Source organism: Fulvivirga ulvae, assembly GCF_021389975.1.
Taxonomy (GTDB): domain Bacteria; phylum Bacteroidota; class Bacteroidia; order Cytophagales; family Cyclobacteriaceae; genus Fulvivirga; species Fulvivirga ulvae.
This window is the reverse complement of sequence record NZ_CP089981.1, coordinates 3954723-3980900: the sequence shown is the minus strand read 5'-3', so window position 1 is coordinate 3980900 and position 26178 is coordinate 3954723. Positions and strand designations below refer to the sequence as shown.

Annotated in this window: 27 protein-coding genes; 8 read left to right on the top strand and 19 right to left on the bottom strand. The window is 41.3% G+C overall.

Translation table 11 applies throughout. The features are described from left to right. Window positions 1-115 precede the first annotated feature (115 nt). The 10 genes from LVD17_RS17060 to LVD17_RS17015 form a co-directional block, all read right to left on the bottom strand. Window positions 116-592: a DUF4252 domain-containing protein gene (locus LVD17_RS17060; protein WP_233760222.1), complete on the bottom strand. Its 477-nt coding sequence runs from the start codon at window positions 590-592 to the stop codon at window positions 116-118. A 102-nt stretch (window positions 593-694) separates the two neighbouring features. Beyond that, window positions 695-1198, bottom strand: a complete 504-nt coding sequence (locus LVD17_RS17055; RefSeq protein ID WP_233760221.1) for a DUF4252 domain-containing protein — start codon at window positions 1196-1198, stop codon at window positions 695-697. A gap of 44 nt (window positions 1199-1242) precedes the next feature. After that, window positions 1243-1770: a DUF4252 domain-containing protein gene (locus tag LVD17_RS17050; RefSeq protein WP_233760220.1), complete on the bottom strand. Its 528-nt coding sequence runs from the start codon at window positions 1768-1770 to the stop codon at window positions 1243-1245. A gap of 10 nt (window positions 1771-1780) precedes the next feature. Continuing rightward, window positions 1781-2308 carry a PG0215 family putative anti-sigma factor gene (locus LVD17_RS17045; protein ID WP_233760219.1) on the bottom strand — a complete coding sequence of 176 codons (528 nt, stop codon included), beginning with the start codon at window positions 2306-2308 and terminating at the stop codon, window positions 1781-1783. Continuing rightward, on the bottom strand, window positions 2295-2813 hold the full coding sequence (locus tag LVD17_RS17040) for a GFO_1088 family ECF-type sigma factor (protein ID WP_233760218.1): 519 nt from the start codon (window positions 2811-2813) through the stop codon (window positions 2295-2297). Before LVD17_RS17040 ends, LVD17_RS17045 begins: the two co-directional genes overlap by 14 nt. A gap of 174 nt (window positions 2814-2987) precedes the next feature. Then, complete coding sequence (locus tag LVD17_RS17035) at window positions 2988-4154, bottom strand: DUF3999 family protein (RefSeq protein WP_233760217.1); 1167 nt, start codon at window positions 4152-4154, stop codon at window positions 2988-2990. Between the two features lie 52 nt (window positions 4155-4206). Continuing rightward, complete coding sequence (locus LVD17_RS17030; RefSeq protein ID WP_233760216.1) at window positions 4207-6525, bottom strand: DUF2339 domain-containing protein; 2319 nt, start codon at window positions 6523-6525, stop codon at window positions 4207-4209. Between the two features lie 108 nt (window positions 6526-6633). After that, window positions 6634-7278 (bottom strand): ligase-associated DNA damage response endonuclease PdeM, encoded by a 645-nt coding sequence (gene pdeM / locus LVD17_RS17025; RefSeq protein ID WP_233760215.1) that lies wholly within the window; start codon window positions 7276-7278, stop codon window positions 6634-6636. A gap of 96 nt (window positions 7279-7374) precedes the next feature. Next, window positions 7375-7674: a thioredoxin gene (trxA, locus tag LVD17_RS17020; protein WP_233760214.1), complete on the bottom strand. Its 300-nt coding sequence runs from the start codon at window positions 7672-7674 to the stop codon at window positions 7375-7377. Between the two features lie 88 nt (window positions 7675-7762). Further along, window positions 7763-10240 (bottom strand): ligase-associated DNA damage response DEXH box helicase, encoded by a 2478-nt coding sequence (locus tag LVD17_RS17015; protein ID WP_233760213.1) that lies wholly within the window; start codon window positions 10238-10240, stop codon window positions 7763-7765. Window positions 10241-10317: 77 nt separating this feature from the next. Between LVD17_RS17015 and LVD17_RS17010 the strand changes: the two genes are divergently transcribed. The 4 genes from LVD17_RS17010 to LVD17_RS16995 all read left to right on the top strand — a co-directional run bounded on the left by LVD17_RS17010 (window position 10318) and on the right by LVD17_RS16995 (window position 14938). Next, a complete protein-coding gene (locus LVD17_RS17010) occupies window positions 10318-10806 on the top strand; it encodes a MarR family winged helix-turn-helix transcriptional regulator (RefSeq protein WP_233760212.1) in 489 nt (162 codons plus the stop codon). Further along, window positions 10793-12265: a pyridoxal phosphate-dependent decarboxylase family protein gene (locus LVD17_RS17005; protein WP_233760211.1), complete on the top strand. Its 1473-nt coding sequence runs from the start codon at window positions 10793-10795 to the stop codon at window positions 12263-12265. Before LVD17_RS17010 ends, LVD17_RS17005 begins: the two co-directional genes overlap by 14 nt. 3 nt (window positions 12266-12268) lie before the next feature. Beyond that, window positions 12269-12763: a GNAT family N-acetyltransferase gene (locus LVD17_RS17000; RefSeq protein WP_233760210.1), complete on the top strand. Its 495-nt coding sequence runs from the start codon at window positions 12269-12271 to the stop codon at window positions 12761-12763. Between the two features lie 222 nt (window positions 12764-12985). Then, on the top strand, window positions 12986-14938 hold the full coding sequence (locus LVD17_RS16995) for an outer membrane protein assembly factor BamB family protein (protein ID WP_233760209.1): 1953 nt from the start codon (window positions 12986-12988) through the stop codon (window positions 14936-14938). A gap of 42 nt (window positions 14939-14980) precedes the next feature. On the opposite strand, the gene LVD17_RS16990 is transcribed toward LVD17_RS16995, so the two are convergent. The 7 genes from LVD17_RS16990 to LVD17_RS16960 form a co-directional block, all read right to left on the bottom strand. Beyond that, window positions 14981-15721, bottom strand: a complete 741-nt coding sequence (locus LVD17_RS16990) for a DUF3667 domain-containing protein (protein ID WP_233760208.1) — start codon at window positions 15719-15721, stop codon at window positions 14981-14983. 164 nt (window positions 15722-15885) lie between these two features. Then, window positions 15886-16881 carry a potassium channel beta subunit family protein gene (locus tag LVD17_RS16985; protein WP_233760207.1) on the bottom strand — a complete coding sequence of 332 codons (996 nt, stop codon included), beginning with the start codon at window positions 16879-16881 and terminating at the stop codon, window positions 15886-15888. A gap of 166 nt (window positions 16882-17047) precedes the next feature. After that, a complete protein-coding gene (locus tag LVD17_RS16980) occupies window positions 17048-18637 on the bottom strand; it encodes an ATP-dependent DNA ligase (protein WP_233760206.1) in 1590 nt (529 codons plus the stop codon). Beyond that, window positions 18634-19677 (bottom strand): ligase-associated DNA damage response exonuclease, encoded by a 1044-nt coding sequence (locus LVD17_RS16975; RefSeq protein WP_233760205.1) that lies wholly within the window; start codon window positions 19675-19677, stop codon window positions 18634-18636. The genes LVD17_RS16980 and LVD17_RS16975 overlap by 4 nt, the downstream gene beginning before the upstream one ends. 90 nt (window positions 19678-19767) lie before the next feature. Continuing rightward, window positions 19768-21000 carry an N-acetylmuramoyl-L-alanine amidase gene (locus tag LVD17_RS16970; protein ID WP_233760204.1) on the bottom strand — a complete coding sequence of 411 codons (1233 nt, stop codon included), beginning with the start codon at window positions 20998-21000 and terminating at the stop codon, window positions 19768-19770. A 28-nt stretch (window positions 21001-21028) separates the two neighbouring features. Further along, the gene (locus tag LVD17_RS16965) at window positions 21029-21547 is read right to left on the bottom strand and encodes a phosphoglycerate mutase family protein (protein ID WP_233760203.1); all 519 of its coding nucleotides are present in this window, start codon (window positions 21545-21547) and stop codon (window positions 21029-21031) included. An 88-nt stretch (window positions 21548-21635) separates the two neighbouring features. Further along, window positions 21636-22136, bottom strand: coding sequence for a nuclear transport factor 2 family protein (locus LVD17_RS16960; protein ID WP_233760202.1), 501 nt, complete (start codon window positions 22134-22136; stop codon window positions 21636-21638). A 155-nt stretch (window positions 22137-22291) separates the two neighbouring features. Between LVD17_RS16960 and LVD17_RS16955 the strand changes: the two genes are divergently transcribed. Beyond that, entirely contained in the window at window positions 22292-23443 is a 1152-nt protein-coding gene (locus LVD17_RS16955; protein WP_233760201.1) for a tetratricopeptide repeat protein, read from the top strand. 3 nt (window positions 23444-23446) lie between these two features. Continuing rightward, window positions 23447-23986 (top strand): HD domain-containing protein, encoded by a 540-nt coding sequence (locus LVD17_RS16950; protein ID WP_233760200.1) that lies wholly within the window; start codon window positions 23447-23449, stop codon window positions 23984-23986. A gap of 50 nt (window positions 23987-24036) precedes the next feature. Here the strand turns inward: LVD17_RS16950 and LVD17_RS16945 are convergent, their stop codons facing one another. After that, a complete protein-coding gene (locus LVD17_RS16945) occupies window positions 24037-24483 on the bottom strand; it encodes a PaaI family thioesterase (RefSeq protein ID WP_233760199.1) in 447 nt (148 codons plus the stop codon). A gap of 128 nt (window positions 24484-24611) precedes the next feature. Between LVD17_RS16945 and LVD17_RS28500 the strand changes: the two genes are divergently transcribed. Then, on the top strand, window positions 24612-24740 hold the full coding sequence (locus tag LVD17_RS28500; RefSeq protein ID WP_255702464.1) for a hypothetical protein: 129 nt from the start codon (window positions 24612-24614) through the stop codon (window positions 24738-24740). 76 nt (window positions 24741-24816) lie between these two features. Here the strand turns inward: LVD17_RS28500 and LVD17_RS16940 are convergent, their stop codons facing one another. Then, on the bottom strand, window positions 24817-25245 hold the full coding sequence (locus LVD17_RS16940; protein ID WP_233760198.1) for an FKBP-type peptidyl-prolyl cis-trans isomerase: 429 nt from the start codon (window positions 25243-25245) through the stop codon (window positions 24817-24819). 270 nt (window positions 25246-25515) lie between these two features. Between LVD17_RS16940 and LVD17_RS16935 the strand changes: the two genes are divergently transcribed. Next, entirely contained in the window at window positions 25516-26178 is a 663-nt protein-coding gene (locus LVD17_RS16935; protein ID WP_233760197.1) for an RNA polymerase sigma factor, read from the top strand.

Genomic DNA, 26178 nt, shown 5'->3' with positions numbered 1-26178 from the left:
TACTTAAAAAATTACAGGTCCCTCGTCATTCTAAGATACGTATGAAACCAGCTTCTATACAGAAGAAATGAAAAGGGGTTTAGCATACTGCTAAATGGAGAATTATCCTGATAAGTTAGTTGATATCCTGAACTTTTGAAATGAGATTAGCCAGTTTATTCAATGGAACCGAGCCAATGATGTCCAGAATAGAAAAGCTCTCTGCATCGCTCATTAGAAGTACGAGTCCTGTGGTAACACCATCTTCTTCCTGAATATAGACATTGATATTCATACCCTCATGGCTCATCGTCATCAGGTCTTCAAAGTCTTCGTCATGGTATTTATCTGCCATGTTTTTAAAATCGACGTCCGTGAGGTTATTTTCTTTCTTACTCACACGGATAAACTTCATTTTATCTATGTCTTTGATCAATGCTTCAAACTCTTTATTATCTTCCTGATTGAGCATGTGCAAAGTATTGTTGTAGAAGAAAAGTGTAAATGCATCATCGTACTTTTCGGCAAATGCCCTGGTAGTTTTGCTCTGACCGGATGCTGAAACCGCAAGGGCCACACAAACCACTATGAGTATAGTTGATAACTTTTTCATAATTACGTCTCTTTAATCATTTGAACCCTCCCTAAAATAACAAAATCCCCTGGCTCTGACAATGTAAATATTTCAGTACCAGGGGATTTATTAATTCGTGTATTACTCCCAGTTTTTATGATTTTTAGCCAAATAGGCCAGGTCTTTCATTTCCAGGGTTCCGTTAATACTCATCACCATAAACTCCTCATCTTCTTTCATAATTACCAGCATATTCTTAACCTGCGAATCAGTGCCCTGAGTCATGAAATACATGCGGTTGCTACCTTCTTTTACAGTCATGAGTTCTTCGTATTTTTCCTTCTTGAGTGCACTCCTCATATCATCCATAGATTTGCTGTCAAATCCTGACTTGTGCATGGGTATTGCCAATATTTCCATAGATTGAATCCCTTTTGCTATTCTGGCAATGGTCTTTGCATCTTCATCCCCCTCATCATAGGAAGCGATGGAACCTATAAGTTCAAAAAGGCTGCCATTAAGTGAGACTACTTTTGCATCACGGTCATCCTTGTATTTGTTTTGAAAGTCCTGTACTGTTTTGCTTTGTGCCCAGCTAAAGCTTACAGTACCAACAAGTACTAATGCTACGATTAACTTTTTCATAATTTAAATTTATTTTGAGTTTTACCTTTATTTAGTTTGAGTTTCTATTTGTCCTTTTTATTACCGTCCAACTTTTCAAGCCCCTCAAGGCCATCAATATCCATCGCCTTTGAAATTTTGGAAATCTGCTTAAGATCAATCTCTCCAAAAAGTGTCAGGATGAAGAATTCGTTATTTCCCCCCATGACCATAAGTAGCTCGCTGATCTTACCGTCTTTTTCTTTGATCATGAACTTCATGTCTTTGTCTTCATCTCTTACGGACATCAGCTCATCATATTCACTTTTTGGAATCAGCGAGAAAGCTTCTTTGTATAGTTCCTTTCCCTTGGTGGTATTCTCTTTAGCAAGTATTTTTAATCCCTTCAGTTTGCTAATGGCATCCATCACCTCCTGATCTTCCTTGCTGTCCATCTCCAGATTAGTAAACAAGCCAAACATACGACTGGTAACTGATACATGCGTAAAATCAGTATCGCTCTCATATTTGCTAAAAAATTTGCTGATGGCATCCTGCGCATTCAGATGAACAGTGATCATCATGCCGACGATCAATACTATTACCTTTTTCATTTTTATATATTTAAAGTGCTTCTGTCTCTTTTATTTTTTCCTGGGCTTCGTTAAACACGCCCACTTTCTGGACTTCTTTTCTCCCTTTGTTGAAGTTTTTGGAAATCAGCATCAGCGCCTTTTTCGTTTCTTCAAAAGCCTCTTTCGGGTCTTCAAAGGTATCTGCAATATAAGGGTCCATTTTATCCTTTTTATCAAGGTATTCTTCTCTTACGAAGTAGCCGGCTGTAACCAGTATGAGGGCTACTGCTGCCACTTTAGCTATATCGTAAAACATACTAACAACTTTACCCTTACCGCCGGTCTGCAGACTCTGCTGATCTGCCTCTATCCTGGCAAGTATTTGCTCGTCAAACAGACCATCCAAACTGCCTTTTTCCCTTTCATTTTCGTAGTACCTGAACAGCGGGGCAACTGACTGCCACCTGGCAGGTACACTTTCCGAATTGAAAAACTTTTTCAGTTCTTTCTCCTCATCAAGCGTGGTCTCGCAATCCCAATACTTAGCCAACAACTGCTCTATCCTATCCAAGTCCATATGCGTTGATATTTAATAAACTTTCTTTTACCGCTTTTCGCGCTCTAAACAGGTTTACTTTCACCTGATTCATATCTATATCCAGAATATCACTGATCTCTTTGTAACTATATCCTTCCACATCTCTCAGTTGAATTATCTGACGTTGTTTTTCCGGTAGTGCTTCTATGAAGCTGCCGATGTTCTTCATCATATCACTCATTTCTGCTGTACGGTAAGGCGTTTCACTTTCTCCGCTGCTTATGTCAAAGCCTTCTTTTATCGGATCAGTATATTTACTGTGCCTGGATTTTAGCCTGTCAAGAGAAACATTTCGTGTTATTCTCATACACCAGGCTTCCATGTTCTCCAACTGATCCATGTCTGCTCTTTTATTCCAGACTTTGATCAGTACTTCCTGAACAACATCCCTTGCATCATCCTCGTTTTTGAGGAACCTCAGTGCAAAGCGGTAAAGCTTATCTTTAACTGGTAATACCCGGGTTTTAAACTGTTCCAAACTCATGATTCAATGGCAAGACGACACGACCAAGCGAATGTTACAGGGGTTAATGATTTTTTTCCTGTTCCTTAGCTCACTGCTCTAGTTTACAGGTTCACTATTTTCAGCCTGGTTTAAGATCACTCTTAATTTACCATATTTTTTGCAACTGGCTTTTCCAAATTATCAACTGGCAAATTATTTCCTTATCATATGGATGGAAAACCATCCCAAAACAAAAATAATGAGCCCCATAACTGCCCAAAGCCAGGCCTTATTTACAAAAAGCGGACCGGTTGCATCTATTGGTCCTTTGGTTATAATTTCTTCCTCTCCCACTGCCAGGGCAGGCAGGTCTTTCGGAATATTATTGGTGAAGTTAACAATGTCATAGTTCGGGGTGGCAGAACGATCATTACCATAGGCTAATACATAGGTAGCGAGTTCAGTAAATCTGGCATGTAGCTCATATACATTTCCTTTCACTAGAAAACTATCGGTATGTAAAGGATTATTATCGAAATTGTGGATCGTGATTTTTACTTTATCTGTAAACACGCTGCGAAATTTCAACTCATTATTTTCCAGGGAACTAAGCGTGCCGTTATAGGCCGTCCTGTATCGTTCTTTCCAGCCGTTAGGGGTTTTTATGCTGTCATACAGATATTCTACGATAACAGGCCTGTAAAAATCAAATTCGTCAGAAACATGAATTTTTATCTGTGCCACAGGCACAACACCTCCCATATCCAGCATTATCTCCGTCTGTTTTTTTTCATTATTCTCTGTGCTTTCCGTATTTTGAATATTGTGTGTTACATACTCTCCGGGGTTAAATACTTCTTCTGTAAGTCGTGCCGAATTCAGCACTGGCACCGTACCATTTTCAGGGATAAATAAGCGGAGATACTGGTATTGCACTACCGGAAAAGAAAGGGAGTTGAAAGTATAATGTGTTTGGGCATTTTTAATCGACAAAACTCTGGATTCTTTCAATATTACATACCATTCTTTTTGATCCTGACTACCCTCCAGGTTAACGTATCTGTCATAATTATCACCCTGAAAATCTAACTCAATATGGTTAATGCCTGCAGATGTGGGTACTTCAAAAGTATAATAGTAGCCTTTGCTATTATGTACTGTATTAATCAGGTTAAACTGAACCTGTTGTCTTGTATAAACATCATCAGTTACGCGAAGTACATAAGGTGCCTCAAGCGTATCATGTGAGGTAGTGATGCCATAAATTCTCAGGTCTGATAAGCCTGCGGATACTTTTCCGAATATGTCAGTGGGTAATACCACTTTGTGCCATGTATCAGACACTTCTCCCAGTGCCCGCTTATATTTATAATTTTTCATTTGGCAAAAGCAGAAACCAGATACAAAAGTGATCAAAAAAATTGCCAGAAGACTAATTCTGAATCTCATCGGAAATAACATGTTTGTATTTATTATATAGAAAAGAAATTAAGAGCAGTAAAACCCCTAACGAAACCAGTACAATGGTTTTACCGATGGTATCCAATGCGGCCAGGTCGTATAGAAAAAGTTTAATCAATGTAACTCCAAAAAGGGCAATAGCAGCGATACGCAAGTACTTTTGCCGTTTAATAATACCTAATATGATAAGCAATACTGCATAAAGTCCCCATAAAATACTTAACCCTAACTTATACGATTGTGTAGAGCCTGCCAGATCCATCCCACTGATCAATTCACTGCTTATTACCCAAAGTATAGTGATATGTAAAATAAGATAGAAAGCCCTCTTAAAGTCTGCCGCTGTAAAGAATGATTTCATATAACTATAGATGGAGAACATCAGCAATGCTACGAATGCAAAGCTTACATAGCGTATCCCAATATAAAAAGGTCCGCGGCTATAGTACTCAGCCAGTGACTGATCAATATAAAACTCCCTTAACTCACTTAAGGCAAGTAGCCCCTGCGTTAAAAATACTAGCAGCACGAAAAGGTTAAATACAATGTTGATGTATGCCAGCACCTTATTTCTCACTTTCCTGATATTGGTCAATGATAGTACGGACAGAAAGAGCATGGTGTAATTAAGTACCCATATGCTTTTAAAAAACTCCAGAGCAAAATTTCGTTGATAGATTTCAGCCTGTACCTCCGAATCCATAAAGAGCTGGTCCCAGTAGTTGGCTATTTCAATCTGAAAAGCGTTATAAAGCGTAATCAGAAATATCGCCGGTATAACGTAACGAATAATTTTAAAGACCCCTCTTTTATCTGTAAAATTTTCCTGCAACGGTACTCTGGCGTTCAGATAAGTTATAAACCCAAAGGCTCCTGCAAATAATATTGAGGTGAGGAAATTAATATTCCATAGAAATGCAGTTCTTACACCTGAATCATCGTAATAGTAGTTCTCATAATTTTCTGACCAGTCATGAAGCAGGCTGACAAACGCCAGCGCCATGAGTGGGTATGACAGTTTTTCATAGATGGGTACATTTTTGCTTCTGCCTATCCAGAAAAGCAGTGTAGCCTCACCTACCCACAGTAAAGTGACCCAATTTCCGTCCAGCTGTACTGGTACCGAAATAGTAACAAAAACCATAACCAGCCCTACTGCCATATAAAAGAGGTTCTTATCAGCCTGCTGTTTGCGATAAATAACATAACTCACCATAGCATGTATTACGCCATTACCCAAACTGAAGAGTCCTACCAAATGCTTGCCTACCTCAGTACTTTGTAAGGTATCAAAACCAAAAGCATAGAATATAAAAGAATTGAGGAGAAGCAGCACCACGTCACCTTTTCCATACTTCTCTTTCCTGATAAGCTTATATGACAGGAATGCGATATAGAAAATAATAAAATAAATGCTGAGGAAAATAAATGCCAGGCTGAAATATTCCTGAGTGTACCTATCCAGGTACCATACGCTATAAATAAGCCACGTCAGGACAAATGCGGCATAGTAAAGTGATTTCCAGTATTTCTTAATGGCCACAAGGAGGATACCTGAATTGATAATGGCTATGTAGGCAAATAAAGCACCGGCTTTACCGGAACCATCGCTTAACAGAAAGGGTACTGCGTATGCGCCCACCAAACCAATATGTGCAATAACCGGCCGATTATACTGTAGTGCTGCAAATACAGTAAATGCGGTAAATACTACCATCAGCACAAAGGCCACCGATTGAGGGAAGAGCTCATAAAACGAGTACGCCGCAAAAGTGATGAAATACATAATAGCCATAGCTCCACTCAGCAATACAGCGCTAAAGTTTTCATACTTTGGTTTTAGTTTAAAGGCTAAAGCTAAAAGCCCTCCGCCAATGAGATATCCCAAAATGATCCTGGTTAACGGACTAATCAGCTGGTTATCAATTGCATATTTAGCCCCAACCGCCACACCAAAAACAGTAATGGCTATACCAATTTTACTGATCAGGTTTTCACCGATAAATTTCTCAAAATCTGATTTCGCATTGGGCAAAGCCTTGCTTATGGCAGCTTGACTAATACTTACCTTTTTCTTTTCCTCCGCAGCTGCCTTCACTGGTTCAGTGGCAGGTTTTGGAGATGTTAACTCTGCTACGAAAGGCCGCTCTTCCTTTGGAGCATGCGTTCCTTTCAATTTGTATATTTCTGATCGCAATTGATCTATTTCAGTCTTGAATTGTTGCTGACGAAACAAAAGCGTTTCCAGTTTTTCAAGGAGCTCATCAATTTTTTCCTGGTTATCCGGCATAAATTATTGGTAAAAGAGTAACTCTAAAGGTTATTGCAATAATTACTCTATCCCTGAAATATAATAAAATGATTTTAAATTGATAGGATTTGAAGCTGCAGGTTATAGCTATACCCTGAGCACATTGTTGTCAACAATTACAAAAACCCGATCTCCTTCTTTAGGCTTGATCTTATATAAACCTGTAAATTCACCGAATGCAGGTAATAAAGCCTGTTTATCTCCAAAATAGAAGCACGGCAACTTTACGCCCTGACGCCCCCTGCCCCGCAATTGCACACCAGGATGAATATGACCAGCAAAGTTATAATACCCTTCTGGCACCTCTTCCAAAGGTTCATGCGACATCATAAAAGTATCCATCTCTAAGGGCTTTTTGTGTATGATCAATTGATGTTTTACGTATTGGTAATCACTCATGATGTCATGATTGCCCATAACCAGCTCAAAGGATATGGCTGGGAAATACTTAAGAACCTGTCCGAACACTTCCCATTCAGGGTTATAATGACTATGAAACAGATCTCCCATAAACAGCACACGCTCGGGCTTTAGCTGTTGTAGCAATGTTATCAAGCGCTCAATATTTTGATCATTAGGACTGTGTGGCACGGCTATCCCCGACCTGCGAAAGTGGTTAACCTTGCCTAGGTGCAGATCTGAGATCAGAAGAACCCCTTTGGCCTTCCATAAAACTGCTTTTTCGGGATAAAGTGAAAATGTATTGTCGCGTATTGTAACTTCTTCAACCACTGAGCCTACCTTAAGTCCGATAATTTGAAGGAAGCAAAGTAATCTAAAAGAAGCGTATCGAACAATTTGCCTTAAAGGTTTTTAGCAACAGCAATGCTATTTTATATTTTGCTCAATAACCGCCTTAAGCTGGTGTACAGGTACTACACCGGATTGTCTCCATTTAACCTGACCTTTTTTGAACAGGATCAATGTAGGGACTCCGCGCACGCCATATGCCGATGCTGCCTGCTGATTTTTGTCTACATCAATTTTAATGATCCTGGCTTTATTTCCGATATCTGCTTTTAATTCATCCAGCATAGGGGCCATCATTTTACATGGCCCACACCAGGTAGCATGAAAATCGACTAAAACAGGTTGATCTCCATTAATTAATTCCTGAAATTTTGACATAATCTTTTAATTTAAAACCTGCTTTTGTAGCGTTCAAAATCCGTTCCTCCACCGAAAACTATGCTAAAATGACATACACAAAATTAATTTAATCAAATTGAAGCTGCATGCGCTTCACCCTGTCTACCAATTTCTCAGAACTAAGCTTTTCTCTCAGCCGGTCAACCATTATAGGGAAAGCAAATGGAGTAGGCTTATCCGGTTCTGTAATAATGATTTTTTGCTTATTTATACGCTGTAGTGCCTTTCTCATTCTCGCCTCTTCCAACTGAAATTCCATAACTTCTTCATAGGCCTGCAATAAAAGCAGGTTGTGTGATTCATAATCATTAAAGACATCAAAAAACAGCTGTGAGGAAGATTGCAAATGCCGGTCCTTCACCTGGTGTCCCGGATACCCTTTAAACACAAGCCCGGAGATTGCTGCTATATCACGAAACCGCCTGCGGGCCATTTCCACGCTGTTGATACTGGCCTGAATATCCTGCCAAAGATTATCAGCAGATAGTACATCGGTTTCTATGGCTTCATAAAGCGGTATTTCCTGGTCTGACAGAAGTTCAAAACCGTAGTCATTCATGGCTATGCTGAACGTAATGGGGGTAATCTTTGCGATGCGGTGGGCAAGCAGTGCTGCCATGCCTTCGTGAACGGCTCTGCCCTCGAAAGGGTACATCAGTACATGATAACCATCCGTGCTCTCAAAATACTCTATCAGAAACTCATTTTTAGCAGGCAGGTGAGATCTTTTCTTCTGAAGCCCCATCAGCGGCTGAAGAAACCTGAGTTCTATATCATGATTAAAGTCCTTGAGTGTGATTTCGTGAAGCTTTTTTCTGAGCACCACAGACATTTGTGATGATAAAGGCATACGCCCTCCTTGCCAGGAAGGCACCGCTTTGGCTTTCTTTTTGGTATTTCTGACCTGTACTACCATATCCTTAATGCGCACCAGCTCCAGGTTACGGCCGGCAAACCAGAAGACATCCCCGGGGTTAAGCCTGGCAATAAAAGACTCTTCTATAGTGCCTATATATTTTCCGCTTACAAATTTCACCTGCAGGGACGAATCACTTACTATGGTGCCAATGGAAAGCCTGTGCCTCATGGCTATACGCCTGTTCGTAACTTTATAAACGCCATCGTCTACTTCTACTTTTCTGAATTCATCATAGGCTGTCAATGCCGCTCCTCCTGTAGATATAAAACTGAGTAGCCACCGCCACTCTTCTGCGGTAATACTGCTGTAGCAAAACGTACCTTTGACTTCTGAAAAAATCTCATCTGGCTTAAAGCCATCAGAAACTGCCAGTGTAACCAGGTATTGAACCAAAACATCAAATGATCGAAGATATGGCACCCTGTCTTCTACTACTCCATTGGCGATGGCATCCCGTAAAGCAGCCGCTTCTATAAGCTCGAGAGAATGCGTAGGCACAAAATATATCTTGCTCAGCGCCCCCGGCCGGTGGCCGCTGCGTCCTGCACGTTGCATAAAGCGGGCAACTCCTTTGGGACTTCCTATTTGAATGATAGTTTCTACAGGCCTGAAATCCACACCAAGGTCAAGGCTGGATGTACATACCACAGCTTTGAGTTGCTCATTATGCAAAGCTTCTTCAACCCAATCCCTAAGCTCCCGGCTGATTGAACCGTGGTGCATAGCCATAATACCCGCGAGATCAGGTGCCCTCTCCAATAATTTCTGATACCATATCTCAGCAAATGATCGGGTATTGGTAAAAATCAGAGTGCTCTTACTCTGTTTTATGATAGGTATTACTTTATCAATGAGGTTTGTTCCGAGGTGCCCTGCCCAAGGCAGCTTTTCAACGGTATCAGGTAAAACTGACTCTACCTCAATCTCTTTTTTGATGTCAGACCTGATTACTTTGTATTTATCCCTTTGCAGTGAAGAACCTAATAGCGCCTGTAAAGCTTCATCCATATTACCAATGGTTGCTGATATGCCCCAAATCTTAAGCTTGGGGCATATGGTTTTGAGCCTGGATAATGCCAGTTCCATTTGAACACCTCTCTTTGAGCCCATAAGCTCATGCCATTCATCGCAAACCACGGTCCTGAGATTTTTAAAAAACTTCTCATATCCTTTCTGTGCCAGCATCAGTTGCAAACTTTCCGGAGTGGTGATCATAAATTCCGGAGGGTTCTTTTTCATTTTCTCCCTTTCCGAAGCAGAAGTATCTCCTGTACGCAATTTTACCTGCCAATCAATTCCCAGGCCTTCCACCGCTTTTTGAGCTGAATTACTGATCTCTTTTGCCAGTGCCTTTATAGGCGTGATCCAGATGGCCCTTAACCCTATGCTTTTATTTGCCGGGGGTGACTTCAACTTCTGCTGCTCACGTATATACTCCATCAAAACCGGCATGACGAGAGAATAAGTTTTACCACTACCGGTAGGTGCATTCACCAGTCCATGATATCCCTGAAGATAAGCCTGCCATGCCTCTTCCTGAAAAGTAAAGGGTTTCCATTCTTTTTGAGCGAACCATTGGTGGACTGGCGTGAGCAAATCAGAGTTCATCATACTTCTAAAATACATCACTGAAAGAATAATTTAAATTTTAATTTATGTAGTCAACTACATTTTTCTTATATTTACGTAGTTAACTACATATTATGCAAAAGGATTTTATAAAAGAATTGGGTTATCTGTCATTAGCATCCCGATTAAAACGAATCAGCGATGGTATGATTCATAGCGGAAGACAAATGTACAAGAGTCTCAATATTGACATCGAACCCAATTGGTATCTGGTTTTTAAATTACTTGAAAAGTATGAAAGCCTGTCTGTTACCGACATTGCCGATAAACTTCAATTTTCTCATCCTTCTGTTATTACAATCATCAATAAAATGACTCAGGCTGGCTATCTTCAATCTGAGCCATGCCCGACTGACGGCCGTCGCCAGTGGATAGCCATGACTCAAAAAGCAAAGACTCTGCTCCCTGAATATCAAATGTTGTGGACAGCAGGAACCAAAGGGATTGAGAATATGCTGAAGGGCACCAACTTCCTGGCGCTGCTTGATCATTTAGAAGCAGAACTATCACGGCAAAGCTTTATGGAAAGAACATTAAACGAGCTTGATAATGAAAAAAAATAAATCTCTGGATTATCCCCTCGGAGAATTCTCTGAATTACTGCAAAAAACCGGTGACATCATCATTGACCGGTACCATGATCTGGACGCAGCCAAAGCCTATAGCGGGCTTACTCCAAAGGAAGTAGAGTCATGGTTCAACGAGTCCGTTCCTGAAAATGGCATGGACGCAAGGCTTCTACTCAACCAGGTAAAGGAAAAGGTAGTGGACACTGCCACTTTAAATATTGGCACTAATATGTATGCTTATGTGATGGCAGGCGGCACACAGGTCTCAGTGCTTGCTGAAATGCTGGTAGCAGCTATTAACCAGAATGTAGGAAAGTGGCATCTCGCCCCGGTTATGAGTGAGCTCGAAAAACGAGTTGTTCAATGGGGAGGGCAATTTATCGGATACGATGCTAAAGCTGGTGGCGTACTTGTCAGTGGTGGCTCGGCTGCCAATCTAACCGGTCTTACCGTGGCCAGAAACATTATGTTCGAAAAGGATAATATCAGGAAATACGGCACGTTTGGTCTGAAGCCCTTCACGGTATATGCCTCAGATGAAACGCACGGTTGCATTGATAAAAGTATTGAACTTTTGGGTATCGGCACTGATAATTTTAAGAAGATAAAATCACTGAGTGATTTCACCATAGATCTACAGTCACTTGAAAATCAAATCGGTAAAGATATTCAGGACGGTAAAAGACCATTTTGCATTATTGGCAATGCCGGCACCGTCAATACCGGAGCGATTGACCCTCTGGATAAGCTGGCTGCCATTGCTAATAAATATGATATGTGGTTTCATGTGGATGGAGCTTACGGAGGTCTGGCAGCCTCTATTGAAAGCCTGAAGGAAAAATTCAAAGGGCTTGATTTAGCTAATTCCGTCGCCATTGATTTTCATAAATGGCTATATCAGCCTTTTGAGGCCGGATGCACCCTTGTAAAGGACTGGACCGATCTTAACAGAACTTTTTACAAGAGAGCGGCCTATCTGGACACTGACTCAAAAACTGACAACAGGTTTGACTTCAATGAGCATCACTTTCAACTTTCAAGAAGTGCCAAAGCACTAAAAATATGGATGAGTTTCAAAGCTTATGGGTCTCTTGCCATCAAAACCTGTATTCATAAGGATATCCTCCTTACCAAATATCTGGCCGATCAAATTAAAAATTCCAATAATTTTGCGCTTTGTAACAATCCCGATCTTTCGGTTGTCTGTTTTCGATATCTGCCGGGGGATAAAAGCTTAAATCAATCCATGGTAGACGAGCTTAACAAGAGGATTATACCTGAACTGGAAGCAGATGGCCGGGTTTTTATTACCGGAACCACACTCAATAATCGTCCGGTTATAAGGGCATGTCTTATCAATCACAGGCTACAAAAAGAGAATGTAGATTTTCTGATGAAGGTAATCAGGGAAGTGGGCACAAAAGTCACAAGCAAATTAACAGTAATAAACTAAAAGATGACTAACGAATTAATTATCAGGTCTGCAAAACCAAATGACGAAGACCAGATATGGAATATTATAAGCCGGGTAATAAAATCCGGTGACACCTACGCGTTTGACCCTGACTCATCAAGAGAGGAGATGATGGCTTACTGGATGAAAAAGGCAAAATATACCTATGTGGCTGAATACAAAAATGAGGTTGCAGGCACTTTCTTTATTACTGACAACCAGCCCGGTTTAGGGTCGCATGTAGCCAATGCAGGATATATGATACATCCGGGCTGCAGAGGGATTGGGTTAGGAAGAAAATTGGGGCAATTCTCCATTAAAGAAGCGCAAAGACTTGGTTATGCCGCCCTGCAATTTAATTTTGTGGTAAAGTCCAACACTATTGCACTTAATCTTTGGAAAAGCCTTGGATTTCAAATTGTGGGAGAAATCCCAAATGCCTATCGTCATCAGCAATTAGGGCTAACCAATGTATATATTTTACATAGAGAACTTTAAAAATCTTCCAATAATTTAATAATCTTATAATAAGCTACACGCCAGCATTTTCTATTGAATTATTCCTGAATTCAATATGATCAGCAACCTCTTCACCTATGATTTCTTAGTTATAATTATTAACTTATAAGGAGCCGGAAATCGCGGGCTTGCTTAATTTGGAATGGATATTGGATATTCGGCAAAACCATCTATCAAATTTTGTCACCAATCTCTATCGATATGAATTTAAAGGCTACAATAACATTTATGCTGTTCGTTGTCAGTACGATCTGCATATCCCAGGTTAAAGAAAAATGGAACGCCTCACTACAGGGAAATATCCAATGGCAACAGGTAACTCCGGCAGGCCATTTTTTGATTGGAACCTCATTAGCCCTCACATCAGTGAACCCAGAAACCGGCAAAATACTGTGGGAGTTGCAGCAGTTTGGAGGTATCTCCCAGGATGGCATACAGCAGGTAGGATCTTCCCCACTGATTTCGGTTAACAGCAATGGTGATATCTACATGATCGATCCATTCTCAGGTGAGCTTAAATTTGACTCCAAAAAAGCGGGGATTGCTGAAATTCTGGATGATTATGTTCTTTATAAAACTAACGGGATTTTAATTGCCGGAAAAGATGCTTCCAATAAACCTGCCATGGTATTTGCCAACCTGGCTGATGGCTCAATAGCCTGGAAGTTGAGTGATGATTACGGCAGGGTAGTAAGTGTTAATGAGCTAAGTGCAAATGAACTACTCATTGTTACCTTATTCAATAATTATAAGGTTAACGCCAGGTCGGGAGAGGTCATCTGGAGGAATGATGTCTCCGAAGCGAATAAGCAATTGGAAAAACTAGGTGCTTTCGGAGGCCTGATGAAACAAGTAGCTACCCAACAGGCAGAGGGAATGGATTTTAATGTTAAGTTTTACAAGCATCCAAAGATGGACGTTTTTTATATCGGGTCTGAGCAAAAAAGGGAGTCTTCCATGAGTAGCTCGTCGTCAACTCCTACTGTATCCTACCAATCGGTATTCTATGCCTACAACATGAACGACGGGGCCCGCATTTGGGAAAATCCGCTGGAAGTTGACGGACGATTAAGTCACCTTTTCTTCCATGATCTGGGGCTTTTGATATTACCTGATGATGGCTCCAACACCAAGATCAACTTATATAGCCACAAAACTCAGGAAGGTGCCTGGGGCAAAAAGGGAAAAGGCGTCAAAGTGAAGGGAGGTATATATGATTATATTCCTGTTGGTAACGGTCTTTTACTTATCTCAAGAAGTGGAGATAAAAATTACCTGACATTTCTGGATACTAACCTGGGTATACTGACTTTTGAAAAGCCGGTAAAAATTGATGGAGAGGTAGTACGTACTGAAAAGATTAATAATGGTGTATTCTTTGTAACTACTGAGGAGGCTAATGTGCTTAATACCTCTACTGGTGAACTTTTACTTGACAAATCCATAACCACATTACCGTCGTTGGTGGATAGCAAAGATGATAAGTTCTATATTTTTGACATTAAGGAGGATAAGCTAAAAATACTGGACAAGTCCAGCAGCTCTGTCAGCAACTTATCAGGTATAGAGCGAAAATTCGAGGGCAAAGAGTCACCTACAGGACTGGAAGTTAGAAGTAACGGTATTTTTATTCACTCAGAGCAGAATGTTGCACTATTTGATTTTTCGGGAAATTTAAAATATCAAAGTTATTATGAAGCTCCCCGGGAACCCGGGCTGAAAAGAGCACTGCTTTATGCTCAGGCCATACGGGCTGCATATATCGGGGCCAGTGCATATGCAGCTTCCGGTGTTTATCAATCGGCTGCTCCTCAGATCAAACAGGACGATGCTTTGGCTGGTGCCATGGTTGAAGGTATAGGTCAGGTCTATGGTGAGTTGGGCGATGCTGCTTCTGATTTTGCTAAAAAATCCTTTAAGCAGGCCAGTGCACGTTTTAAGGCTTCTACACAGGCACGCGATTTTATGGTGATCTTATCGAAACGGGAAGGCAACAAAAATGCTTTGCTAAAAGTGAATAAAAACACGGGGCAGGTTGATGCATATATTGACCTCGGCAAGGAAAAAACACCTAACTATGCGATGGACGACGTTACAGGGCAGGTATTTTACCAGACTGGATCAAATACAATAGCAGGTTATCAATTAGACTAGAAAGGGCAATGAAGCCGCTGCCTTAATATTTACAGGAAGCAGCTACAATCCCTTTAACTTATCTCCTACCAACAAGTAAGTACTGTAGTTTAATACAAACTGTAACATGTAAGCGCACACCAGCACCAGTATCAGTTTAAGAAACTGAACGGCTTTCCTTACCTTGAAAAAAGAAAAATAAACCCAAACATTATAGATCAGGGTAACAGCGCTGTAAACTGCAATCACTACTTCTTTTGTGGAGGGCATAAGTGCAATTAGTGGAAATATTAATAACAGCATGACAAGCTGCTGCGCCGTGATGTAAATATTCAATACCAGGTTTTCAGTATAATTATGCCTGCTTTCTATAAAAAAAAGCCATGAGAATAGAGCAAAGACCGGAACAGCTATAATATTGATGACAGTGGCATATTCCTCTGCAAAGGACAGAAAGGCTGCAAGCTTTTCAACCGGCAGCATTTGCAATACAGGACCTGGCCTTTCACTCAGAAAAAGATCAAAGCGCATGGAAATAAATGTGGCGATCGCTCCGATGAGTAAAAGGTATTTTACAGGTACGTATAAGCTTACGCGCTTACCTTCCAAATAGTCTCTTATTGCCACACCAGGCTCAATGAAGAGTTTCTTGACGGTATAAAAAAGTCCCTTTTCAATATCCAAAGATGAAAAGAGGGTCTCTTTTACAAAGTAAATGAAATCAAACCGTCTTATACCGGCACTTTGCCCGCACCTATTACAAAATGCCCCTTCAAAATTATTGCTGCAATTCTTACAAATCATGGCTGCCAATATACGAAGAAGCTATTTTGAACGGCACCTGGTCAATTTGAAAAATACCGGAAACACCTATTAATATATACCTTCTCCTTCCTTGATCTGCTGAAATTGCACACAGACTAAGATGGAGAAGGATTAATTGATATAAAGCCTTGAGCACACAGAGGCTAAAAAGTTGGATGCATCGGTTTATTTGCCAGTATACCTTCTATTTTCTCCATCACCTCCGGTGTCAGTTTTTCCCGGGCTTCAATAGCTTTGAGGTTTTCCTGCAATTGCTCTTTTTTTGATGCCCCAAGAATAACTGTACTTACCTGGTCATTTTTAAGGCACCATGCCAAAGCCATCAAAGTCATACTCATGCCAAGCTCTTTGGCCAGCACTGTAAGCTTCTTCACTTTGGCCAGGTTCTCCTCTGCCAGCGACCGGTCTTTCAACCATTCCAATCCCTCTATTCCCAGCCTGGTGCCCTCCGGAAATCCATCATTATACTTACCGGTAAGTACTCCGCTGGCAAGTGGTGACCATATGGTGGTTCCCAGTCCTACAGTTTTATAAATTTGTGAGTATTCCACTTCCACTTTGTTGCGCACAAACATGTTGTACTGCGGCTGCTCCATTGCAGGGCCGATAAGGTTATATTGCCTGGCTACCATATGGGCTTCCATGATCTCCTGGGCACTCCATTCAGACGTTCCCCAATAAAGCACCTTTCCTTGCTGGATAAGGTTGTGCATTGCCCATACGGTTTCTTCAATTGGAGTTTGTTTGTCAGGACGGTGGCAAAAATAAAGATCCAGATAATCAACCTTTAATCTTTTCAAAGCCTGATGACAAGCCTCCACCACATGCTTTCGGTTGAGTCCTACCTGGGTGGGTTTCAGGTTTTTCATACCCTGATCCGCTCCAAAAAAAACCTTGCTCGAGACAATATAGCTATCCCTCCTCCAGCCTTTCTTTTTGAGCACTTCCCCCATCACTTCTTCCGACTTGCCTCCTGCATAGGCTTCAGCATTATCAAAAAAATTAATTCCGTTATCGTAAGCCTCTGTCATCAGATCCTCTGCGGTATTATCCCCCACCTGCTTTCCAAAGGTGAGCCACGATCCTAATGATAATCTGCTTACTTGCAGTCCTGATTTTCCTAGTCTTTTATATTCCATTTTTTGGTTTTTGGTTGCTGATTTGCTTCGTTTTTGGTGAATGTTCAATTGTTGTTGAACGCGGATCAGAGGCTTTGGTTACTGCTTTGTAAAACATTTGAAATGAAAATTTTGAATGCTTTACAATTTAATCATGCTTGAAAGCCTTAGACCATGGCTTGAAAACTCAACCGTAAACATCAAGTAATTGCTGAAGGTCAGCCAGCGTGTTAGCTTCGTCCTTATGTTTATCTTTTCGCCATCGTTTTATCCTGGGAAATCTCAGAGCAATACCTGATTTATGTCTCGTGGATTTGTTAATCCCTTCAAAAGCAATTTCAAACACCAGTTCAGGCGTTACGCTCCTGACTGGGCCAAACCGATCGATAGTGTTCTTTTTAACAAACCTGTCAACCTCCCTGATCTCGTCATCGGTGAGTCCTGAATATGCTTTGGTGAATGGCACCAGTTGGTCATCATTCCAGACGGCAAAGGTGTAGTCGGTATATAGGTTTGCCCTGCGACCGTGGCCACGCATAGCATAGATCATAACGGCATCAATGGTCAGCGGATCAACCTTCCACTTCCACCAGTCACCTTTCTTACGCCCGGTTTGATAAACAGAGTCTTTTCTCTTCAGCATAATACCTTCACTATAAAACGCCCTCGACCGCTCCCTTTCATCTGCCAACTGCTGCCACGAATTAAACTCAACCACCTCTGACAGCTGCAGTACCCCGCCAGTACTGGTGCCCTTCACTATTTCCTCCAAAGTCGTCCTCCTGTGCTGCATAGTCCGGTTTCGGATATCTTTCCCTTGCCACTCAATAAGGTCATAAGCTTTAAACACTACAGGGGACTTTTTAAGGATATTGCTTGTGAGATTCTTTCTGCCTATCCTGGTCTGTAGCACACTGAAAGGTAAAGGCTGTCCATTGCTAAATGGCAATATTTCTCCATCGAGTACAGTTCCGTCAGGTAATTGATCCCTGAACACTTCATATTCCGGATACTTGTCGGTGACTAACTCCTCTCCCCTCGACCACACATAAAGTTGTCCGTTTCTTACTATTACCTGTCCTCTTATTCCATCCCACTTTCTTTCGGCCATCCACTCTTCCGGCTCCCCTATATCATAGGGATCATTAAGGGCATAGGCAAGATAGAAGGGGTACGGTCTGGAGAAATCCTCCCCTTTATCAGCAGAAAGCACCAACTCATCAAAGGTAGTAGTCTCGGGCGTCCAGTTACCCATAAGCCGGTGGGCCAGCATATTTTCCTCAATGCCAGTATGTTTAGCCAGGGCCCTGACCATCAGTTTTTGGGATACCCCCATCCGAAACCCTCCGGTGATCAGCTTATTAAAAACAAATCGTTCCGTAGAGGATAACGAAGCCCAGGCTTGCTTAAGCTTTTCCTTCTTTTTATCTTCACCCAGGCCATCCAATGACATAATATACTTAATCCAATAAGTCAAAGAGTGATCAGTATGGGCCTGCCTTTCGGGCAATATCAAAGCGATGGTTTCTGCCAGGTCGCCTGCCACATGATATGACTCCTCAAAAAGCCAATAGGGTATGTTACCAAACTCTGCTGCCCATAACTTCAGAAAGTTAGTGTTTACTGTTCTTTTAGGTCTTTTATGAGATAAAAGTGCAATAGTCCAGAGCTTATCTTCGGATGAGGCCTTCTCAAAGTATCGCACCAAAGCATCGATCCTTACAAGTGTCCTGGTCGTTTGGTCCAGATGTGTAAACAACTCTGCAAAATTCTTCATGGTGCTTTACCGTCTCCTTCCTGTCTGGAATCTTTTTCTACCCCTTCACCAATCTCTTCAAGTTCTCCTTCAAACTGGGTTTCAACCCTTGCGGCCTCGATACCTTTGTCATTGAGCCACCGGCTAAATGTAGTTGTATAACCGTGTGTAACAAATACACGCTCAGCTTCGGATGCCTCCACTGCTTGGTTCAACCCATCCCAGTCGGCATGATCTGATAACGGAAAGCCCCTGTCAACAGACCGCCGCCTTCTTGCTCCCCTAAGCCGCATCCAGCCGGAAGCGGCTCCCACACTATATGGCAGAAATTTTTTCATCCACGGAGAGCCTAATGCTGCGGGTGTAGCCACTACCAGGCCTCCCTCAAAATGGCCTTTACCCATTTCTGGTGTCACTCTTATGGTGGGTTTCAGGTCCACTCCCTGCTTCCTGATTATTTCGTTGACATTTTCAATGGCTCCATGAGTAAAGATGCTGCCAATGGATTCATCCAGTCCATGAATTAAACGCTGGGCTTTACCTAGTGCATAGCCGGTAAGTATGGTAACCTTGCCCTGCTCCTTGTTTTGTCTCCACCATGCGTTAATATCATTAAATATTTCTGCTTGTGAAGGCCACGAGTATATCGGAAGCCCAAAGGTAGACTCAGTAATGAATGTATGACACTTTACGGGCTCGAAGGGTTCTGACAAACCATCATCTTCAATTTTATAGTCTCCTGACACAACCCAGATCTCTCCTTTGTATTCTACTCTGATCTGAGCAGAACCTATAATATGACCGGCAGGATGGAAAGAGAAGTTTACACCATTGATAGTAGTAACCTGCCCGTACTTCACCGTTTGGATGTTAATATTTTCACCCAAACGGCACTTAATGACTGGCATTGCCGATTCGGTGCTTAAATAGTATTGATGCCCCCACCTGCTATGATCAGCATGGCCGTGCGTGATCAGCGCTTTACGCACTGGTTTCCATGGGTCAATGTAAACATCTGTTTTGGGGCAATAAATGCCCTTTTCAGTAAATTCCAATAACATATTCGGGATATAAACAAGTCTGCCCGCTCAAGGTTCTGCTGCCACTGCCATAGTGCAGCCTTTAACCAACTGTTACTACCATAAATATAGTTAATTGGAGATTATTAAACGCCTTTTTATAAGCTCACCTTCCGATTGGTAATGCAGAATATACATACCTGAAACAAGGCTACCCGTAGAGAATGTTGCCACTCCATTCTGCACAACGGTTGGGCTAATATTGAAGGGCAGTCCTCTCATATCATAAAGTTCAAATTTATGTATTTCGCTATCCGACAACGCTACCTTAAAATATGAAGAAGCCGGATTGGGGTAGAGCGAAAAGGCCGGGGATTCCTCCTCCCCGCATGCTTCCATAGTTTCCGCAGTAGCATATCGAATTTCCGATAGTCGATCGTAAGTCTTCTGGCCTGGGCATTCGGTGCTGCACCCATCCCGATGTCCGGCGATTACAGGCAGAGAGGCATTTAGCGGATGGGAATTCTGGCCAAAAGGGTCAAGGTTATCTTTGTCAGATTTCCATGCCAGCAGTCGGTCCAGAGCTGCCAGCGTTTCTTCTGACGGAGGTATCTCTGTATAGGTTCCCATCAGGCATATACCCATTGTAGTACTATTCTTGCCACAAAAATGGGCCCCGATAACTTTGTCCTGCTCTCCACTCCCGGGGTCCCTTCCTTTAAAAATGGTACCATCTGGGGCTATAAGGTAGTTATAACCAATATCGGACCACCCGTTACCCTGCGTATGGTAAATGTAAATATTGCGTACTACATCAGCGTAGTTGTCAGCTTCGTTAGAAGTAGCAGAGTGGTGGATGATGATATTTTCAGTAACTGTAAATGACCTGTTGTAAGAAGGCTCCGGTAGTCCCGCTCTCCACACACTCTGATCTACCATCACCGGCATGCTGCATTCATCTTGCTGCTGGTTTAAGCGTGGTATATCCAAAGCGCCTTTCACACTTCCGGCATTTATAATTACAACCTCGATGTTGCCATTCATATTGCCGGTAAAGAGTTCAAAATGAGTAATAGAAATATCAAAAATCAGCAAATTTGTTGATTTATCCTTTTCCTGGTAATGCTCATCCGGAGTAAGAGAATACACCTTACTACCTGTTGCTACATATGCTTCTCCAAGAGTACCCTCATACTTTATGGCAATGCCCGTAGCTTCAAATCCGGCAAACGCCCTGGTTTGTTGAGGGCCTACTGTAGTTTGCAAAATACGGGTATTGGATCCGGCCTTTCGCCACTGTTCCTGCTGTGCATTTCCTGTTGATAAAATAAATAACGAAACCAGTACCCATAAATATTTCCTCATGCTGTTTCTCCAATATCTAATTTAATACCTATTCTGTATTAGTTGGTTGCCCATATTGCAGTTGCACAACCTTTGCCTTACCAATTGCTAAGTAAGACACTATGTACAAATTATCGTAGTCTGATTCGTCCAATTGCCTGTATTTATCTTCGCCCAGCAGCATATTAAGGATAGCTGGTGTGGTATTCGAGTGCCCTGAAATGAGTAGTGTCTTTCCCCGGCTCTCCTCTATGGTCTGTACCATATCTTCAAGTTTGAACGGGTTGTATTCTATTACTTCCAAATTTCTATTTTTCACTATGGGCTCTACAGTTAATCGGGTTCTTTTAAAAGGTGTTGAATACACCCTATCAATATCAACTGTCTGAAGGATATCAGCCAGAGCTTCGGCACGCTCCTCTCCCTGCTCGGTCAATACAGGATCTCCTTCTTTATCAAAGGCCTTTTCCGCATGCCTGATCAGGATCAGAGTGGTAATCTCATCATCCTGTCCATAGACATAGCTACAAAAAAGTATGACGACCAAACTAAGCATGTATTTTCTCATGGGGCAATATTTTTAGTGCAGAGATTTTATCATCAGATATTAAGCAATGGGCAGGTTTTCAACTTTCATATGGCTTGCAACGAGTCATCTAGTCTATCTTATGCCTCTTCTTAATATCATCAGGAACATTACAGTCTTGCCATTCCCGGGTATCGGTCAGGTGAAATATCTTCCAGCCATTTTCTGATTTAAATAAATGAAAGGCATCCACACCGCAGTGGCTGAATTTATCGCCAGCATAAAAAGCATATTTGGTCCACACCTGCGCCAGATTTCCATCTATTCTTATTTCAGTATCCCAAATGGGTTCATCCCACACCACATCATGCGGAGAACCAATTGCATCAAGAAAGCCCTTAAGCGTCCCTTTATGAAGAACCGGCTTCCCTTCTTTATTAGTAAGTGTGGTATAAAAATCCACATCGTCATAAAACACAGTATGCACCATAGCACTATCTCCTGCCCGTACCCCTTCAAATAATCTCTCCACAACATCCAGTATGGCATTTTCTTCGGCACTATGCTCCTGTGCGACCAACTCTGCGCAAAACACAAGGCACAACATTATACAGGCTATTCCCCTTTTCATGCTCAATCGGTTTAAATTAACATCTCAAGTACATTTATTCATTCAAGATAATTACTACTTGTAAATGTTTGAAACCTTATTATTTAAGCGGTGGAAATATGACTTCCGGTTATCGATTATAATGTTAACTTTATAATATAAAGTGATTGGTAAATATGAAAAAACACCTTTTGTTAACAATAGTCTGCATGCTTTCGGCCTTATCGCTGAATGCCCAGGCATTGGATAGTCTTGAGGAAAAGTTAACCACAGCTGAGGGAGATGAGAAAGTAAATACCTTGAATGAACTGTTCATTATTTACAACCAACTTAACCCGGCCAAAGCGCTGGAGTATGCAAAAAGCGCCATGGAGCTGGCAACAGAGATAGAATATTTGAAAGGTAAAGCTGCCGCTCTTAACAATATGGGCATCATTTATAAAAATCAGGGGATATATGATAAAGCGCTGGAATATTATATAGAATCGCTACGTATCTCAGACGAGATCAACGATAGGGAAGGTCTGGCCGCTACCATGAATAATATTGGAACTGTTTATTCCCTAAAAGGAATATACGATAAAGCCCTAATTTATTTCATAGAGTCATATGAGGCTTTTAAGGAGCTTAAAGATGACCAGAAGTTGATAGGCACCCTCAATAATATAGGAAATGCCTACAGTGATAAGGGACGTGAAGACAAAGCACTGGAGTATTTTTCCGAAGCTATTAATTTATCACAGAGCCTGGGCCAACTCAACAGTAGTTCTGATCCTCTAAATAATATAGGAAACATATACTTCTACAGAGAAGAATATGGCCAGGCCCTTGAGTACTACAACAAATCACTGGAGGTGGAAATAAGCAATAAAAATCTTCTGGGACAGGCATTGGCTTATTCCAACCTCGGCTCGGCCTACCTGGAGCTGGGAGATATGAAAATGGCTGAAGAGCATCAGAATAAGGCAAGAGAGATAGCTGTAAAAATACATGCAAACCCCATATTAAAGCTTATTTATCAGGGCTTGTCAAATATCTACTACCGTAAGGGTGATTATAAAAAGGCTTATGATTTCCGCCTGCTCTACGATGAGATCAAGGATAACATTCAAAATGAAGAAGGCAACAGAAGACTGGCTCAACTGGAAATTGCCTTTGAGCTCCAACAAAAAGAAAAAGAACTTGAACTGCTAAAGCAAGAAAGGGAAATACAAGACCTGCAGGTAGAAAACAGCAGGATAGTTATACTACTTGGCCTTATGGGAACTATTATGTTTATAGGAGCAGGATTTGTTATCTTCAAACTCAGAAAAATAAAGCGATTATAATTCATGACCAGAGAAAAAGCCCGGGAAATACTGGAAAGTATGACCAAAGGAGAAAGTCTTCTGCGCCATGCCCGCAGTGTAGAAATAGTAATGGAGCGTTATGCCCGTAAGCTGGGTGAAGATCCGGAAGAATGGGGTAATACAGGTCTGCTTCATGATGCCGACTATGAGGCTTACCCCGAAGAGCACCCCAACAGAATTGTCGATCAACTGCGTGAACTTGGTGAGGGTAAAATGGCGCATGCCATATCTGCCCATTACACTAAGTGGAGCGTACCTTATGAAAACAATCTGGACAAGGCTTTGCTGGCCTGCGATGAGCTTACCGGCTTCATCATAGCCTGCTGCCATGTACGCCCGGAAGGTATCGACAGCCTGACCGGTAAATCAGTCATCAAGAAACTAAAACAGAAAAGCTTTGCGGCAAAGGTTGAGCGCGATGAGGTTTACAAGGGCGTAGAACTATTTGAAGTTGACCTGAAGGAACATATCGATTTTATCATCGACGCGCTAAAAGGACATAAGGAAGAGTTGGGGATTTGAATCGCTATGTACTAGAATATGTTAACTATATCGTTCTTGCCGACTACCTCTTATCGTTCACTCAAATATCCGACATGTTCATCAAGAGGTATGTTGCTTTTCACAAAGTTTCCACTTCCTCTGGCTATCTCTTTGCCTTTTTCATTATAAAGTACAGCCTCCGCTACAAATGATTTTCTGGAGTTTGATACCACACGCCCTTCGGCTCTTATCTCTCCATAAACCACGGGTCTTAACAGGTAAATATTAAAGGATGTGGTGAGTACAAAGACATCGTCAACCAAAGAGTTGACCGCAAAGAAAGCGGCATCATCAAGCATTTTGAAATAAACAGAGCCATGCACTGCATTTGCCGCATGAAAGTATTTTGTATCGCTCTTTATTTTAACTTCGGCATACCCCTCGGCAATGCTGATTTCAGGTTTGTAGTATTTATTAATAGGAGCTTCATGAATGTACATCCACTCCAGTTTTTTATAATGTTCTTCGTCAGGCATAATGCTAAAATATCCTTAATAACGTAAAGTAATTAATCTTATGATAATTAATCCAAGTTACTTTCTCTTTAATAAAGAATGATTAAATTTGGCTTCGATTAAAGTAACCGCTGAAAATTTGAATTATCATGGAACAATACATTGGAGACGGAGCAAGCTTATTTATTACCATAGTGGCATGTCTGGCAGGTTTTGGGGCTGCAATTGGAATGCTTGACTTTATGAAAACAAACAAAGAAGAGCCTAAGGAAGAATAATATATAAAGGTCGTTATTAAACAAAAAAGGCATGAATGAAATCATTCATGCCTTTTTTGTACAGGTACTGAGATTATTAAGCAATCTCAACCAACTCTATATCAAAAATAAGATCCTTACCGGCCAGAGGATGGTTAGCATCAATTTCAATAGTGTCAGTTTCCACTTTAGTAACTACTACAGGGATAGACTGTCCGTTGGGCTGCTGCATAGCCAGCTGCTGTCCTACTTCAGGTTTCAGGTCAGCAGGCAGCTGAGCTTTAGGAACTTCCACCACCATTTCATCATTTCTTTCACCATAAGCCTCGCCTGAAGGAATATTAGCAGTTTTTGTGTCTCCTACTTTCATTCCTGTTACAGCTTTATCAAATCCGGCTATCATCATACCGGCTCCCAGTTCAAATTCCAAAGGTTCTCTATTCTCTGAAGAATCAAATACAGATCCGTCATTCAATTTACCCGTGTAGTGTACTTTTACTCTGTCGCCTTTTTTTGCTTCAGACATAAATAAAATATTTAATAATAATTTATAATCAATCCTTGACTTTCAAGGATGTGCAAAGTTACGGAATCGCGCCCTAATAAAAAATTTTGAAGCATTTGTGTACCTTTTTGTACCTTCCGCATTATGTAAGTAATTCATTTCCAAAACAATGTTTGTGTGGTTCCGTCTGCAGCGGAAAAACATTGTGAAGGCGGATAATATCCGGCCACTGAGCCGAAGACAGCTGGCCGGATATTTTTAAAATACTCTTAATGATCGTAAATTATAGTAATGCTTACCTATACCACAAACATCGCACTAGCGACAAAAAACCTAATAGACCTTATATTCAAGGTCTTCTATGACCAGGTCAGCACATCTGTTTATCATAAAAGCGAAGAAGAAATCCTGACGGAGTACAACATCATTAAAGAATGTCAGAAAAACCCGGAATATTTTGCGCCTTTATATAGAAAGTACTACGACCAGGTCTTCATGTTTATTTTTAAAAGGGTTGACCACATTGAAATTGCAGCAGATATTACCTCCAGGGTGTTCTTAAAATGCCTTAAAAACATAGGCAGGTATAAGTACCAGGGGGTACCTTTCTCCGCATGGCTTTACAAAATAGCCATTAATGAAGTTAACATGTTCTTCCGGCAACAAAGCAAAATGGAACGAACGGTAAGCCTGGATCATCAGGATATGCACCAGCTTTTTGAAGAAATTAATTACCAGGAAGTTGAAATAGACCCTGAGGTACTCATAACCGTATTGCTTGAACAGCTGGATGAAAAAGAAATTCAGTTTATTGAACTAAGGTTTTTCAAAAACAGGTCATTTAAAGAAATCGGGTATTTATTGGGCATCTCAGAAACCAATGCTAAGGTAAAAACCTACCGCATACTCAAAAAACTCAAGAAGATTTCGAAACAGGTTAACTATAACGATTAA